The 14,272-nt window shown below is 58.2% G+C and carries 11 protein-coding genes and 1 pseudogene; 8 read left to right on the top strand and 4 right to left on the bottom strand.

Features of this window, described 5'->3' with window-relative positions; translation table 11 throughout:
• The first annotated feature begins 221 nt into the window (after positions 1-221).
• The 5 genes from NW843_RS11315 (at position 222) to sppA (ending at position 5,729) form a co-directional block, all read left to right on the top strand.
• Positions 222-1,355, top strand: a complete 1,134-nt coding sequence (locus NW843_RS11315; protein ID WP_414522984.1) for a PIN/TRAM domain-containing protein — start codon at positions 222-224, stop codon at positions 1,353-1,355.
• A gap of 44 nt (positions 1,356-1,399) precedes the next feature.
• Complete coding sequence (locus tag NW843_RS11310; RefSeq protein ID WP_414522983.1) at positions 1,400-3,145, top strand: sensor histidine kinase; 1,746 nt, start codon at positions 1,400-1,402, stop codon at positions 3,143-3,145.
• Positions 3,142-4,038 carry a 16S rRNA (adenine(1518)-N(6)/adenine(1519)-N(6))-dimethyltransferase RsmA gene (gene rsmA / locus NW843_RS11305; protein ID WP_414522982.1) on the top strand — a complete coding sequence of 299 codons (897 nt, stop codon included), beginning with the start codon at positions 3,142-3,144 and terminating at the stop codon, positions 4,036-4,038. The genes NW843_RS11310 and rsmA overlap by 4 nt, the downstream gene beginning before the upstream one ends.
• A 105-nt stretch (positions 4,039-4,143) precedes the next feature.
• A complete protein-coding gene (gene fabG / locus NW843_RS11300) occupies positions 4,144-4,848 on the top strand; it encodes a 3-oxoacyl-ACP reductase FabG (protein WP_414522981.1) in 705 nt (234 codons plus the stop codon).
• A gap of 74 nt (positions 4,849-4,922) precedes the next feature.
• Positions 4,923-5,729, top strand: a complete 807-nt coding sequence (gene sppA, locus NW843_RS11295) for a signal peptide peptidase SppA (protein ID WP_011432617.1) — start codon at positions 4,923-4,925, stop codon at positions 5,727-5,729.
• 95 nt (positions 5,730-5,824) lie between these two features.
• Here sppA and coaBC read toward each other — a convergent pair whose 3' ends face one another.
• Positions 5,825-7,063, bottom strand: coding sequence for a bifunctional phosphopantothenoylcysteine decarboxylase/phosphopantothenate--cysteine ligase CoaBC (gene coaBC / locus NW843_RS11290; RefSeq protein ID WP_414522985.1), 1,239 nt, complete (start codon positions 7,061-7,063; stop codon positions 5,825-5,827).
• A 339-nt stretch (positions 7,064-7,402) separates the two neighbouring features.
• On the opposite strand from coaBC, the gene NW843_RS11285 reads away from it, so the two are divergent.
• Together NW843_RS11285 and NW843_RS11280 are read left to right on the top strand one after the other, a co-directional pair.
• Positions 7,403-7,771: an AbrB family transcriptional regulator gene (locus NW843_RS11285; protein ID WP_011432615.1), complete on the top strand. Its 369-nt coding sequence runs from the start codon at positions 7,403-7,405 to the stop codon at positions 7,769-7,771.
• Between the two features lie 256 nt (positions 7,772-8,027).
• Positions 8,028-8,813, top strand: a complete 786-nt coding sequence (locus NW843_RS11280) for an Ig-like domain-containing protein (RefSeq protein WP_414390242.1) — start codon at positions 8,028-8,030, stop codon at positions 8,811-8,813.
• Between the two features lie 91 nt (positions 8,814-8,904).
• Here the strand turns inward: NW843_RS11280 and NW843_RS11275 are convergent.
• Positions 8,905-9,894: pseudogene (locus NW843_RS11275) on the bottom strand (RNA-guided endonuclease InsQ/TnpB family protein); the annotation flags it as partial.
• 317 nt (positions 9,895-10,211) lie between these two features.
• Between NW843_RS11275 and NW843_RS11270 the strand changes: the two are divergent.
• Entirely contained in the window at positions 10,212-11,939 is a 1,728-nt protein-coding gene (locus tag NW843_RS11270) for a helicase HerA domain-containing protein (protein ID WP_414522980.1), read from the top strand.
• Here the strand turns inward: NW843_RS11270 and NW843_RS11265 are convergent.
• Both NW843_RS11265 and NW843_RS11260 read right to left on the bottom strand, forming a co-directional pair.
• Positions 11,876-12,880 (bottom strand): methyltransferase domain-containing protein, encoded by a 1,005-nt coding sequence (locus NW843_RS11265; protein WP_414355484.1) that lies wholly within the window; start codon positions 12,878-12,880, stop codon positions 11,876-11,878. The two genes, NW843_RS11270 and NW843_RS11265, sit on opposite strands and share 64 nt — an antisense overlap.
• Before the next feature lie 262 nt (positions 12,881-13,142).
• Entirely contained in the window at positions 13,143-14,186 is a 1,044-nt protein-coding gene (locus NW843_RS11260) for a glucokinase (protein ID WP_414522979.1), read from the bottom strand.
• Between the last annotated feature and the right edge of the window lie 86 nt (positions 14,187-14,272).

Raw genomic sequence — 14,272 nt, 5'->3', positions numbered from 1 at the left:
TAAATTCAGCAAAGTTCAGGGTTTTGAGGGTTAGAGGCATGCTCCACAGATCCCTCAAGCTGGCAAGGGATCGCTATGATTTCAGCATAGTCTGAATCCTTCTGGGGGAGGGCTGGCTTGGTTGTCCGGATCCCTCCAACACCAGACGACTAGAATGAGTAGGAAGCAGATTTGCCTATTCCCAGCAGCATCACCCACTCAGCAGGGCCGTCTTTTTTCTTATGCTAGACGCTTTACTGATCGCGATCTTCATGTTGGCCGGGGCTGGCCTCGGGTTTTACGGCCTGGATTTGCTCCCTCCTGCCGCCCTTCAGGGAGCCAATGTGGAAGGAGCCCGTGTCGTCACCAGCGGCTTTGGCGTGCTGGCAGGACTGGCTCTGGGATCCCTGGTGCGCTGGAGCTACCGTCGCTTTGAGGCCAATGTGCGCTCCCTGCCGCCGGACGTGTTGATCAGCCGCTCGGTGGGGTTGGTGATCGGCTTGGTGATCGCCAATCTGGCCATGGCTCCTGTGTACTTGCTGCCCTTGCCTCCCCAACTCAACAGGTTCCTCGAGCCACTGGCTTCGGTCTTTTTCAGCTTGGCCTTTGCCTATCTGGGGGTCAGCCTGGCCGATACCCACGGCCCCTCGCTGCTGCGGCTGTTTAACCCCAACTATGCTTTGCAGGCAGCCCTCTGGGCGGAGGGCAATGTGGTGGCTGCCACGGCCAAGGTTTTGGACACCAGCTCCATCATCGATGGCCGAGTGGCCCAGTTAATCGAGACAGGTTTTTTGGAAGGAACCCTGGTGGTTCCTCGCTTTGTGCTGACGGAATTGCAAACCATCGCCGACAAGGCCGATGCCCAAAAACGAGAGCGGGGCCGCAAAGGCTTGGATACGCTGCAGGCTCTACGAGAAGCCTACCCCGATCGTTTCGTTATTCACGAAGCCAACTATCCGGATCTGAGCACTGTGGACGAAAAGCTGGTGCGCCTCACCCAAACCGTGGGGGGAGCGCTGCTTACCACCGATTACAACCTGAAGAAGGTGGCGGCTCTGCAGGGGGTCAAGGTGCTGAATGTGAATGAGTTGGCCGAGGCGCTGCGGCCCATCTATGTTGCCGGCGACAGCTTTGATATCAAGATCACCCGCGAAGGAAAAGAGCCAGGTCAAGGGGTAGGCTACTTGGAAGACGGCACCATGGTGGTGGTGGAAGAAGGGCAGCGCTCTGTGGGCAAAACCCGCTCTGTGGTTGTGACCAGCGCCATTCAAACCTCAGCAGGCCGCATGATCTTCGCCCGCCTCAACAAGGACTCTGCCCCACTAACCCGCCCGGCCTCTGATCCCGCCAGCCCGGCTTCCTCTGGAAAAACCTGAGTTTTGGCCTGTGTTCCCCTAACGCAATGGTGGTCTCCTCCCCCATGGGTGTGCTCCGACCCACTCCGATGTTCTACACGCAGGATCGCCAGAGGCGCTTCTGGAGTTTTTACTGGGAAGATGCCGAGAAATATGGCATCCACCCTCAGCACATCGTGAGCGGACAGCAAGTTTGGGAGGTGACCAACGCCGGGGAGTATGAGGCTAAGCTCAACCAGGTGTTTGCAAGCGGGGATCCCCTCTCCTACGAATGTCAGGTGCTCTCGCCCCGCTACAAGTTGCATCTGCATCTTTCTCTCAACCCTGTACGGGACATGGAAGGGGAGGTGGTGGCGGTTGCGGCAGTGGGCAAGTTGCTGGGGGCTACGCCTTTTGCGTTGGCCGGAGGAACCAGCAGCCCCAACAGCCAGCCCCATGCTCTCCCGGCCGATCCGGTACAGGGGATCACGACGCAGTTGGTGCGCAACATCCGGCATTCCCTGGATATCCGGCAACTGTGCCAGCAGACCGTGGAGCAGTTGGGGCAACTGTTTGAGGTAGATCGCTGCCTGATGGCCCTCTACGAGGTGGGGCAAGACTCCCTCACGGTCAATGCCGAGTACCGCCGCCATCCTGGGGATCCCTCCCTGCTCCACCAGACCCTGAAGCTGGCAGATTACCCCCATTTGTTGCAGGCCCTCAGACAGGAAGAGCCGGTGGAGGCGGGGCGACATCTGGCCATTGCCATGTCTTACCAGGGCTACGCCAACAGCCTGCTCTGGCTGGAAATGCTGGATCCGAACAGGGTTCCTGTTTGGCAGCCAAGCCACATTCAGGTACTCCAGAGCATTGCCACCTACCTGGGCGCAGCCATTGCCCACGCCATTTTGCTGGATCAAAGTCGCCAACTGGCAACCCGCTTGCAGTTAGCCAACCAAACTCTGCGTCAGAAAAATAAGGAGCTGGAGCAGGCCCGTGCCCAAGCGGAATCGGCCAACCAACTGAAAAGCCAATTCTTGGCCAACACCTCCCACGAGCTGCGCACCCCTCTCAACGGGATCATCGGCTTTATCAAGCTGGTGCTGGACGGGATGGCCGAAAACCGCGAAGAGGAGCTGGACTTTTTGCAAGAGGCCTATCGCTCTGCCCTGCACCTGTTGGCCCTAATCAACGATGTGCTGGATATCGCCAAGATCGAGGCGGGCAAAATGCAGTTGGAGTTCCAGCCCTGCGACCTGCGAGCTTTGTTTAAGGATGTGGAGGCCAAGACTAGCCTGCAGGCCAGCCAAAAGGGCCTACAACTGAGCTTCCACCTGCCCAACACCTCGGATCAGATTTTGCTCTTGGGCGATTACCAACGCCTGTTGCAGGTCATGCTCAATTTGGTGGGGAATGCCATCAAGTTTACCCCCAAGGGCTCGGTAACCGTGCGAGCGGATATCCTGCCCGGCAACCCGGGTTTGGCCCGCATCCGCGTCATCGACACCGGGATCGGCGTGTCGCTGGAAAAGCAGCAGAAGCTGTTTCAGGCCTTCACACAGGTGGATGGTTCCACCACCCGCCAATATGGGGGGACGGGCTTGGGCCTGGCCATCAGCCAACGCCTGGTGGAGGCGATGGGAGGGGAAATCAATTTCTACAGCCTGGGCGAAGGGCTGGGATCCACCGTCACCTTTACGGTGCCCCTCTACCGCAAGCCGCTCCTGAGCGGGGATCCGAACCCAGAGGCGCTCCCTGCTCAACCCGCCCGAGATAGACCTGAGGATGCGGATCCCAACTTGATTTCTGTTCCCAACTCAGCCAAGCGATGACCCACCCGGCAATTGCTCCTGCAACCCCTCTGGGTACCGCTCGGTTGCCCTATCCTCGTAAACGGTTTGGTCAGCATTGGCTCAAGGATCCCGCTGTTCACGAGGCGATTTTGCGGGCTGCCCAGTTGAATGATCTGGAGAGAGGGGCGGATCCCACTTGGGTGCTGGAGATCGGCCCCGGCACCGGCCAACTGACGCGGCGATTGCTGGCCCAGGGCGCCCAGGTGGTGGCGGTGGAGATCGACCGGGATCTGTGCCGGCTGTTGCGAAAGCGCTTCGCCGACCAGCCCCGCTTCCACCTGGTGGAAGGGGATTTTCTTCGCCTGCCGTTGCCCCCTCAGCCTCGCCTGCTGGTGGCCAACATTCCCTACAACCTCACCGGATCCATCCTGGAAAAGGTACTGGGATCCCCGGCCCAGCCGGTTCGGCAGTTCGAGCGCATTGTCCTTCTGGTGCAAAAAGAGCTGGCCGAGCGCTTGCAGGCCGGCCCCGGCAGCAAAGCCTATGGTGCTCTGAGCCTGCGGACGCAGTATTTGGCCGATTGCGAGCTGATCTGCAGGGTGCCCCCCACCGCTTTCAAGCCCGCCCCCAAGGTGGAATCTGCTGTGATTCGCCTCACCCCCCGCCCCGCCCCCACCCCCGTCCGGGATCCCTGCTGGTTTAACCACCTCCTTCGACAGGGGTTCTCCACCCGTCGCAAGAAGCTCGTCAATGCCCTGGGAAGCTTGGTGGAGCGAGAAGCGGTTGCAGCAGCTTTGGCTCAGCTCCGCCTCAACCCCGATGCCCGCGCCGAAGAGCTGGCCCTGCCCCACTGGCTGGCCTTGAGCGACCTGCTGCTGGAGAAAGCGCCCAAAAGGGCTGTTGTTCCTCAAGAGGAGCAGGAACCAGGGTAGGGTAAGAGAGGGAAGCTCAGTTGGACGAACCCAAACATCCTCTGGGGTTTTTGAAGTCCCTTCCCGATCTTGTTCTGGATCCCTTTCGCCAATGCAGGTGCATCCATGCAAAGCAACCAAGGCAAGCAAATCCTCTTGACCGGCGGCACAGGCGGGCTGGGTTTGGGGGTGGTTCCCGTGGTGCTGGCCAGCGGCGCAGAGCTGACCTTGACCTATCGCCAAGAGAAAGATCTTGCCATTTTGCGGGAGCGCCTGCCGGCCAATGCTCTGGATCGGGTTCGCTTTGTGCAAGTGGATTTAACAGATGAGGCGGCGGTTGCCCGCGTCATTGCCGACCTACCCCGCGTGGATGGGCTGATCCACCTGGTGGGGGGCTTTGCCATGGGCCCCACCCACGAGTACAGCTTGGCGGACTGGTATCGCGACTTCGACCTCAACCTCACCACCACTTTTCTGACCTGCAAGCACAGCCTGCGCAGAATGTGGCAACAGGGCTATGGGAGGATTGTAACGGTGGGATCCAGAGGAGCGGTGGAGCCGGGCCCGCAATTGGCCGCCTACTGCGCTTCCAAAGCAGGGGTGGTGGCCCTGACCCGTACCATTGCCGCCGAAACCCAAGGCACAGACATCACAGCCAACGTCATCCTGCCCAGCATCATCGACACGCCGGCCAACCGAGCTGCCATGGGATCCGAGCAAGCCGAGCTGTGGGTAAAGCCAGAGTCCATCGGGCAGGTGATTGCCTTTTTGGTCTCAGAAGCAGCGCGGGATCTGCGAGGGGCGGTGATCCCGGTGTATGGCAACGTCTAGGCAACTGGTTGACCAAGCCATGAGCCGCCATTCATGATACAGAATATGCACTTATCCCTATCCAGTTCTTTTCCATGCTGAAGCGATTATTCTTGGGTGGTTTGCGCCGGCAAATCGGTCGCATTGAGGTGGCAGGGGCCATTGATGGCAAAACTCGCGAGCGGGTTCTCAAGGCCCTGAAAGAAGTGGAAGAAAACCAGATCCCTGCTGTGGTGCTGCGCATCGACAGTCCAGGCGGGACGGTGGCCGACTCCCAAGAAATCTACAATGCCCTCTTGCGTTTGCGAGAGAAAAAGGGCACCCGTATTGTCGCCAGCTTTGGCAACATTGCCGCCTCTGGGGGGGTTTATATTGCCATGGGAGCCGAAAAAATTGTCGCCAACCCAGGAACGATCACCGGTAGCATTGGCGTGATCATTCGAGGCAATAATATCGAACGCCTCCTGGATAAGGTGGGGATTTCATTTAAGGTGATTAAGTCTGGCCCCTACAAAGATATTCTCTCGTTTGATCGCGAGCTGACCCCAGAAGAGCGAAACATCCTGCAAGAGTTGATCGACATTACCTACGGCCAGTTTGTGCAGACGGTTGCTGCTGCCCGCAAGTTGAGTTTGAATGTGGTCAAAACTTTTGCCGATGGCCGCATTTTCAGCGGAGAGCAGGCCCTCCACTTGGGTGTGGTGGATCGCTTGGGCACAGAAGAAGATGCCCGCCTTTGGGCGGCAGAGCTGGCGGGTTTGCCGACGGATGCGAAGTTCTACGACCTGCTCCCGCGGCGCAGAGGTTGGTCTCGATTTCTGCCGGCAGCAGAAGCCTTGGCCCGTCTGCAGTTTGAAGTGAGCACCTCGGGCTTGCCCCTGTGGCTTTACACAGGTTCTTGAGGCAGTTCGCGAACAGCTATTCCGGGAAGTTTAGCGTTCTGTACCGCACAGACCCCACCCCCGGCCCCTCTTCCAGAGGGAGAGGGAGAGGGAGTTTAACTAAAGTAGCCCAACTCCAATTGCCGGGCCAGATCCAGCAGCCGGTGGGCCAGGGTTGGCTTGGTTGCCAATGGGATCCGCTCTGGACTTCCCTGCTGGGGGATCCAATAGCCTTGGTTGTGGCTGCTGCCAAAGCCGCTATCCGGTTGGTCGATGGGGTTGGCCACAATAGCATCCAGGCCCTTCTGGCGGAGCTTCTCTCTGGCCGGTGGCAAGGGATCCCCACTTTGGGCGGCAAAGCCGATGAGGCGTTGGCCAGGGCGTTTGTGGCGGGCCAGAGCTGCCAGCAGGTCAGGGATCGGCTCCAACGGCAACATCTGGGGTAGATCGGCTTTGGGCAGCTTCCCCGCGTAAACCTGAGAGGGGCGCACATCCCCCACAGCAGCAGCCATCCACAAGAGATCTGCCTGGGGAAATTCCGCCTGCAAAGCCGCCTCCAGTTGGGCTGCCGTCTCCACCGGAATGGCCCGAATGGCGAAGGGCGCTGGATCAAAAGGGATCCCCAACGGCCCATGGACCAGCGTCACCGTCGCTCCTCGGCAGGCCGCCGCCACCGCCAATGCCACGCCCATCCGACCACTGGCCGGATTGCCGATAAAACGCACCGCGTCAATGGGCTCCCGTGTACCCCCCGCCGTCACCAACACCCGCTTGCCCTGCCAATCTTTTTTCCCCCCTGTCCAGAGCAAAGCCCGCACATACTCCTGCAGCGCCTCCGGCTCCAACATGCGCCCTTCCCCCACCGCATCACAGGCCAGGCGGCCACTGGCCGTCGGCAAGGCCCAAAAACGGGGATCCTGGTGTAGCCGCTGCCAATTCTCGGCTACCTTCTCTGCCTTCCACATCTGCGTATTCATAGCCGGTGCCACCGCCACCGGACACCGGGAAGCCAGGATCACATTGGTGAGCAAATTATCCGCCAGCCCATGAGCCAACTTGCCCAAGGTGTTGGCCGACAAGGGCGCAATGAGGAGAGCCTCCGCCCATTCCCCCAACTCGATGTGCAGCGGTCGTCCTCGTGTTGCTTGCCAAAAGGCGGCATCCGTAAAAGCCGGTTGGCGAGACAAGGTGGCAAAAGCCAAAGGAGAAATAAAATGTTCCGCAGCTTTTGTCAAAACCACCTTGATCTCTGCTCCCTGCTGCGCCAGAGCAGACACCAAAGCTGCCGTTTTGTAGGCAGCAATCCCCCCACTCACCCCAATGAGGAGACGCCGCCCTGACCAAAAGGGATCCATATTGAGTGACACGCAAACAGCCTTGTTTCCAGTTTCCCTGCTTTTGCTCAATTCCGGCGGCAAAGCGGGGATCCCTCGCCCAAAGATACTTTGACTTGGACGGATGACCCTGTCGAGAATAGGGCCTGAGAGCCTATCATTCCCCATTTCAGCCAAAGTCTCCCCCACAGGTTCTGGCCTTTAGAGGGAATTCCCCACTGCTGTTTTGCGCAACCACCCCTCAGATCCCATTGCGGTCGCTGACTTATTCCCTGTAATAAGAAGGAATTGGATCAAACTCTGTTGCAATCCCTGTTTGTTTCTGGCTACACTAACAGTTGTCCCTAAAACCATCTCGATATGGCTACAACCAGTAAACCAAAACCACTCACTGGCCAAGAGCTCCTCGACAAGGTAACTTCAATGGGAAATGCGGATCGCAAGGAAAAAGCTCGCGCCTGTGGTTATGTCACCTACACCAAGAATGGTCAGGAGCGAGTGAATCTGATGCAGTTTAACAACGCCCTGTTGAAGGCCGTTGGCGTGGATCTCGGCGCTAGTGACGAAAATGGATCCCGTGGCCGCGCTCCTACCTTCCGGGTTTCGGTTCATAAGAATGGCAACCTCCTGATCGGAGCTGCCTACACCAAGAAGATGGGCCTCAAGCCCGGAGATGAGTTTGAGATCAAGCTGGGCCACCACAACATCAAGCTGGAGCGGGTCAACTGATTTGCTGCCTCCCTGGATGCTTTTCCCTGCTGGTGATCTCATCTCAGCCAGGGTAAAGCCCTCGGTATTCTTTTTAGCCCTCAGGGGCTTGGGAGCAGCGACCTCTTCCCTTCGCTCCGGTGCTCATTGTCTTTCTACTTTTCAGAACAAGGGATCCTCATGATCCGCTGGGGATCCCTGGCACTTTGTATCCCATCGGTGGCTGAAGTGTGGGCAAGTTCGCTATTCTGACAATAGTTGAATTGAGTCTGCAACAATGAACACTCCGACCGTACAAAATGTCTTTCGCCATTGGCGGCGGTGGCGAACTTGGGCGGGGCTGTTGTTGTTGGCAGCAGCGTTCTTTGTCATCGAGTCTCATCGGCAAGTTTGGCCTCAGTCGAATGCTTCTCAAAGTCAGGCATTTTTGGAGTGGGTGTCTTCCCAGCCTACCCCCGAACAGCAGGATGTTTTTGTGGATGGAGTCATTCGGCTGCAATTCAATCGGCCACTGGATCCCAATCTACAACGTCTGGCGGTTCAGTTGGATCCGCCGGCAGCGGTTATTTTTGATGTGCAGGGAGACGAGTTGTTGCTTAAGCCTCGGGATCCCTTGCGCTTTAGCACCCGTTACACCCTCACGCTTTCTCCCCAAGAGGGGCTGCCCCTCGAGCAGGCCATTCAGCTGAGTTTTCGCACCGAACCGCAATTTACCTACGAACGGGATGTCAAACCGCTGCTAGAAGCCAGTTGTGTGGGTTGCCATCAGCCGGCAGGACGGCAGCGCACCCAGTTGCTGGACAGTTATGAGGCCACGATGGCCTATGTCAGGCCCGGGGATCCCAATAGCGAGTTGATCAATCCCCGGTGGACGAGCCGCCACGCCTACATCCTCAACGCCATTAACCGCTCCGAAAGACTTAAACAACATTGGACAAAAGTGGACTTTCGACCAGCGTTGATGCTTTCTTCCTGCTTCTACGACCCTTGCCTAGCTGGGCTTGCAACCCAACCCCGGCAGCGGGATCTCCACAGGCGTGACTTCCCCCCAAGCTGGGGGTAGTTGAGGGTAGATACACCTCAAAATACCACCCCACCAAGTTAATCGCTGCGTTGAGATCCCGGTCTTTCTCTAAACCGCAACTCTCACAACGAAACACCCGCTGGTGCAGCGGCATCTGCTGTTTATGCTGGCAACAAGAACACAGCTGGCTGGACGGATAAAACCTATCCGCCACTACCACCTGACAGCTGTAGAGCCTAGCTTTATACTCTAGCTGTCGCCTGAGCTCATAGAAACTACACTCGGCTAGACTACTAGCTAACTTGTGGTTCTTGAGCATCCCCGAGACGTTCAGGTCCTCTATAATTACCACCCGATACCTCTTAGCTAGATAGGTAGTAAGCTTGTGTAGGTTGTCCCGACGAATATCAACTACTCTCTTGTGGAGTCTTGCCACCTTCTTAACTGCCTTCCGCCGGTTTTGCGACCCCTTAACTTTCCTGGACAACCGCCTTTGCAACCTCCTCAGCCGCTTCCTAGCCTTACAATAGGGCTTGGGGTTGCCAAAAGTCCCCCCGTCAGAACACGTGGCTAGATTGTTAACTCCTAGGTCAACCCCAACAACGTCCCCTTCCTTCTCCAGCTCCCCTGGCTCAGGCGCCTCATACTTGAAGGAAATAAACCAACGGTGGGCCCGCCGGCTGATAACAACATTCTTGGGCACAACCGCAGGCAAGACCTCGTAACAAGCTAACCAGCCGAAAATCGGAACCTTGATTTTGTTGCCGGAAATTCTAATCCCACCTTCTAGGTAAAAGCTGTCCAGCTTCCCCTTCTTCTTGAATACTGGAAATCTAGACTTCCCAGCACGCCACCTCTTAATTGCTCTCTCCAGATTCCTAAGAGCTTCCTGCGGGGCACACTTAGAAACCTGATAGTACCAAGGATTAGCCCTCTTCACCTCGGCTACAAGTTTCTTGTGCAGATCAACTGCCGTGGGAATCTTCCGCCTCTCTGCCACAGCTTGCTTACAAAGCTCCAGTCCCCAGTTGTAAGCGTGCCGAGCAACCCCAGCGTGCTGCGCCGCCAGTGTCCTTTGCTTGTTGTTCAGTCTTAACTCCGTCTTGAATCCTAATAACAAAGTACGACCTCTAGTTCAGCACTAAACCTATTGCTGTTCCCTTTGGAGCTACAAATTGGGGCATACTGAATGTATATAATGTACACTGCATTCAGTCGAGACTAGAGTTCAGCTCAACCGCCCCCAAGCTCGCGGCGGATTCCCTGAGATTGCTTACATTCAGGCCCGCGGGCTGCCCCTGTCCCGTCTGGGCTTTTGGACGCCGGAGGAAGTGGAGATCGTCCGCACCTGGATTGTGCAGGATGGCGCCCCTCGCACCAGCGCCCGCTTACAGATGGGCAACTGAATAAGGCATCTGGAACCCAAGCCTCACCGCCATGACCCCTCCTCAACCTTTGGCTACCGTGATTCAGGGATCCCTGAGTCGAGGGCTGGAAGCTCGCCTCAATCCCGGTGTCTCGGTAGAAGACTTGCGGGTGGGCAAATTCGTGGTGATCCAGGGGCAGCGCAACCGCTTCTTTGGCCTGCTTACTGACGTTACCCTAGAAACCAGCAACCCCCAAATTCTGGTCAATCCCCCCCGCCCGGAAGAGACCTTGCTGCAGGAGGTGCTGGCCGGTACCGGTACCTACGGCATTATTGCCCTCACCCCGATGCTGATGTTGGTGCCGCGGCAAACGGAAGGGGAAAGGCTGTATCCCCTGGTCAATCCCGAACGGCCAGAAGCGTTGGCAGCTCCCCTCGGCCAAGAACCCCCTTCCGCTGGCGCCATGGAGCTGCTGCCCGTGAAAACAGTGCCCGCCCATTTTTCGCAAGTGTATGAGGCACGGGAACTGGACTTTCGCACCGTCTTCGGCTGGGAAGACGACCCGGAGCGGCGCAACTTTGCTATCGGCCAGCCCCTCGACATGGCTGTGCCCATCTGTTTGGACTTGGATCGCTGGGTGGAGCGCAGCAACGGCATTTTCGGCAAATCGGGCACCGGCAAGTCCTTTCTAGCCCGCCTGATCCTGGCCGGCATCATCCGCAAACGGGCGGCGGTGAACCTGATCTTTGACATGCACTCCGAGTATGGCTGGGAGGCAGCCAGCGAAGACAAGCACGCCAGCACCGTCAAGGGCTTGCGGCAGCTCTTTCCCGGTCAGGTACAGATCTATACCCTGGATCCCGATTCCACCCGGCGGCGAGGGGTGCGGGATGCGCAGGAGCTCTTCATCGCCTACAACCAGATCGAGGTGGAGGATCTGGCCCTGTTGGCAGAGGAGCTGAACCTATCGGAAGCCAGCCTGGAAAACGCCATTATCCTGCGCAACGAGTTTGGCCGCGACTGGATCAGCCGCCTCTTGAGCCTTTCCAACACCGAGATTCAAGAGTTTTGCGAACAGAAAATGGGCAACAAAGCCTCGATGATGGCCCTGCAGCGCAAGCTCACCCGCCTTGACAACCTCAAGTACATCCGCAGCACCCTGCCCCACAACTACATCGGCCAGATTTTAGATGCCCTCAGCCGCGGCATTCACGTGGTTATCGAGTTTGGATCCCAGTCCAACTTGCTTTCCTACATGTTGGCTGCCAACGTCATCACCCGCCGCATTCACCAGGCCTACGTACATCAGACGGAGCGGTACTTGCAATCCAAAAATCCCCTCGACCGGCCCCGTCAACTGTGCATCACCATCGAGGAGGCCCACCGCTTTCTAAATCCGCGGGCGGCCAAGCAGACCATCTTCGGCACCATTGCCCGCGAGATGCGCAAGTACTTTGTCACGCTGCTGGTGGTGGATCAACGCCCTTCCAGCATCGATAGCGAAGTGATGTCGCAGTTGGGCACTCGCATTACGGCACTCCTCAACGACGACCAAGATATCGAGGCGGTGTTCACAGGGGTGGCGGGCAGCCAGAACTTGAAAACGGTGCTGGCCAAGTTGGACTCCAAACAGCAAGCCCTAATTCTGGGCCATGCCGTGCCCATGCCGGTGGTGGTGCAAACCCGCCCCTACGACCAGCGGTTCTACGCCGAAATTGCCGATCCTGACTGGTCTCAGGCTGAGGATGCGGAGGTGCTCCTGGCCGCCCAACAGGCTAAGTCCGAGCTGGGGCTGTGAGCACAAGCTGCCCGCACCGCTCGGAACATGCCAAAGCGACACAGCCCTGTGCCGAAGGCCAGGCGCATGAGCAAGAAAGTGGGCACCTCCCGTAGCGACTTAATCAGGCCCACCAAGCCAAACTTCAGCAACCCTTCGGGACGGACAATGCCCTGCCAGATGGAATCCAGCCAAGAGGGAAGGGTCTCCTGAGTCCAGTCGGCGGTTTCTACCCGTCCCGCCACCAGGCCAGTAGCCTCCAACTGCTCGGCAAAGCCTTCGATGCTGGAGAAGGAAGGGTGTGACCATTGATCCAACAGTTGCCGCATCACCAGCCGCTCCCAAAAGTTCAGGGGCTTTTGCCGGTCGTCCCGCTGGTTCCAGTCCGCCACCACCAGGATTCCCCCTGGCTTCAGCACCCGCAGCATCTCTTGGGCATAGCGGGCCTTGTCCGGCATGTGAGGCCCTGCCTCAATGGACCACACCACATCGAAGCTGGCATCGGGGAAGGGCAGGTCGAGGGCATCTGCCACCTGAAACTGGACAGGCAGATCAGGGGGGGTGAGCTCCTGGGCCCGCTTCACCTGCTGAGGACTGATGGTGATACCGGTTACAACAAAGCCGTAGTCACGGGCCAAGATGCGGCAGCTCCCACCAATGCCGCAGCCCACATCCAACACGGTTGTCCCTGCAGGCAGTCGATCCAACCCCCCCCAGCGCACCATCTCGTGGACAAAGTCGTGCTTGGCCTGCAGAAAATTTTTTCGTTGGGGAGGAGAGCCGTAGTGGCCTAGGTGAATGTGTTCGCCCCAGTAAAACTCTAGGATCCCATCCCGAGTCCACTCGTCGTAAGACTTGGCCACGGAAGCGGGAGACTCGTATTTGCGAGCGGTCAACAGATAGGCTGCCAAGCCCACAGCCAGCAGCACAGCTATGCCCAAAGCCCAAAAGATTGGATTCATCGGATCAACCATGAAGTTTCTATGAAGTCCCTCTGCGTGGTGGCAATCATTGTCGGTTGGATAGCGCAGCCCCAGGCGGAGTGCTTTCCGGTATGGGGCCAGCCAAGCAAAGGCGCAATCCCATCTTGACCCATCTGCTGGCTCAAGGAAGAAGTCTGGGATCCCGGCAAAGGGCAGCTGGGCGAGATTTTCCAGCACCCATTGGGATTGCTGCGATCGCCTGCTGGGCCGGGGCGGCAACCTCAGTAGCAGCGGCTGCTCCCTACCAAAGGTTGGCGGCGTAGCGAGCAGCTCCCCTCAGCCCCACCTGCGCATTCACCACCACCTGCACCGACAGTTGCTCCAGAAGAGGACGCATCCGCCCCTTATCCAAAAACGAGGACAAAAACTCCCCTTGATGCAGTAGGCGCAAGAGCTTGGGCGCGATCCCCCCAGCGATGAACAGGCCCCCGCGCGGCAATAGGTGTAGGGCAAAGTTCCCGACTGCAGCCCCGTACAGGCTGATGAAAAGCCGCAGACACTCCACCGCCAGAGGATCCCGTGCTTCCATGGCAGCATTGGCAATTTGGGCTGCCGGGTCGATGGGCTCGGCCCCCTTTTCCCAAGCCTCAATTTGGGCCAGCAACTGCTCTTCTCCTTGGCCCCACTGGCTATCCCGCAAAAATTGATAAATGGCAACGATCCCCTGCCCTGAGACCACCCGCTCGGTGGAGACACGTCCGTGCCGTTTTTGCAAATACCTCAAGAGCTCCCACTCCAGAGGGGTGCGCGGGGAAAAGTCCACGTGACCGCCCTCGCTAGCATGAACTTGGTAACCCCCTTCTCCCCAGGTAAGGTAAGCCTGCCCCAAACCCGTGCCTGCTCCCATCACGCCAATCGGAGCCCGCGGTTGACGCTCACCCACTTGCAAGGTGTCCAGATCCTGGTCGCCGAGGGCAAGCACGCCATACCCCACAGCGCTGAAGTCGTTGATCAAGGCTACGCGCGGGATCCCCAGCTCTGCGGCCAATTGGCTCGACTGCAGATCCCAGGGCAAGTTGGTCACTTTGGCAGTCTGTCCCTCAGACCCTGAGCCCCTTGTTTCCATGACGGGGCCGGCCACTGCAAAACAGGCGGCAGCAGGCTGTGGATCTCGCCCCAGCTCCCGCCGAGCCTGGGCCAGAAACTCTCCCACCATTGGGGCGAGGTTGGCGTAATCTTGGCTGGCATAGCGGCAGTGGTAAAGGCTGTGCTCGGGATCCTCGGCATTGACAAGGCTGAGGCTGGTTTTGGTGCCCCCGATGTCTCCTGCCAACAACAAGTCCATACGGTTTCCTCCGGCCAGCACCTCCTTCCCACCCTGACATCTCTGGAGCATGACTCTAGTCAATAATAAGCTCAACTATACTGAAA

Origin of the sequence: Synechococcus sp. R5-12 (assembly GCF_047502655.1) — a bacterium.
In the GTDB taxonomy this organism is placed as follows: Bacteria; Cyanobacteriota; Cyanobacteriia; order Thermostichales; family Thermostichaceae; genus Thermostichus.
This window is presented reverse-complemented; position numbering and strand designations above follow the sequence as displayed.

Bases quoted from the DNA above. Each gene is read 5' to 3' on its own strand.
- NW843_RS11315 (WP_414522984.1), top strand. From the start codon at position 222: ATGCTAGACGCTTTACTGATCGCGATCTTCATGTTGGCCGGGGCTGGC.
- NW843_RS11310 (WP_414522983.1), top strand. From the start codon at position 1,400: ATGGGTGTGCTCCGACCCACTCCGATGTTCTACACGCAGGATCGCCAG.
- rsmA (WP_414522982.1), top strand. From the start codon at position 3,142: ATGACCCACCCGGCAATTGCTCCTGCAACCCCTCTGGGTACCGCTCGG.
- fabG (WP_414522981.1), top strand. From the start codon at position 4,144: ATGCAAAGCAACCAAGGCAAGCAAATCCTCTTGACCGGCGGCACAGGC.
- sppA (WP_011432617.1), top strand. From the start codon at position 4,923: ATGCTGAAGCGATTATTCTTGGGTGGTTTGCGCCGGCAAATCGGTCGC.
- coaBC (WP_414522985.1), bottom strand. From the start codon at position 7,063: ATGGATCCCTTTTGGTCAGGGCGGCGTCTCCTCATTGGGGTGAGTGGG.
- NW843_RS11285 (WP_011432615.1), top strand. From the start codon at position 7,403: ATGGCTACAACCAGTAAACCAAAACCACTCACTGGCCAAGAGCTCCTC.
- NW843_RS11280 (WP_414390242.1), top strand. From the start codon at position 8,028: ATGAACACTCCGACCGTACAAAATGTCTTTCGCCATTGGCGGCGGTGG.
- NW843_RS11270 (WP_414522980.1), top strand. From the start codon at position 10,212: ATGACCCCTCCTCAACCTTTGGCTACCGTGATTCAGGGATCCCTGAGT.
- NW843_RS11265 (WP_414355484.1), bottom strand. From the start codon at position 12,880: ATGAATCCAATCTTTTGGGCTTTGGGCATAGCTGTGCTGCTGGCTGTG.
- NW843_RS11260 (WP_414522979.1), bottom strand. From the start codon at position 14,186: ATGGACTTGTTGTTGGCAGGAGACATCGGGGGCACCAAAACCAGCCTC.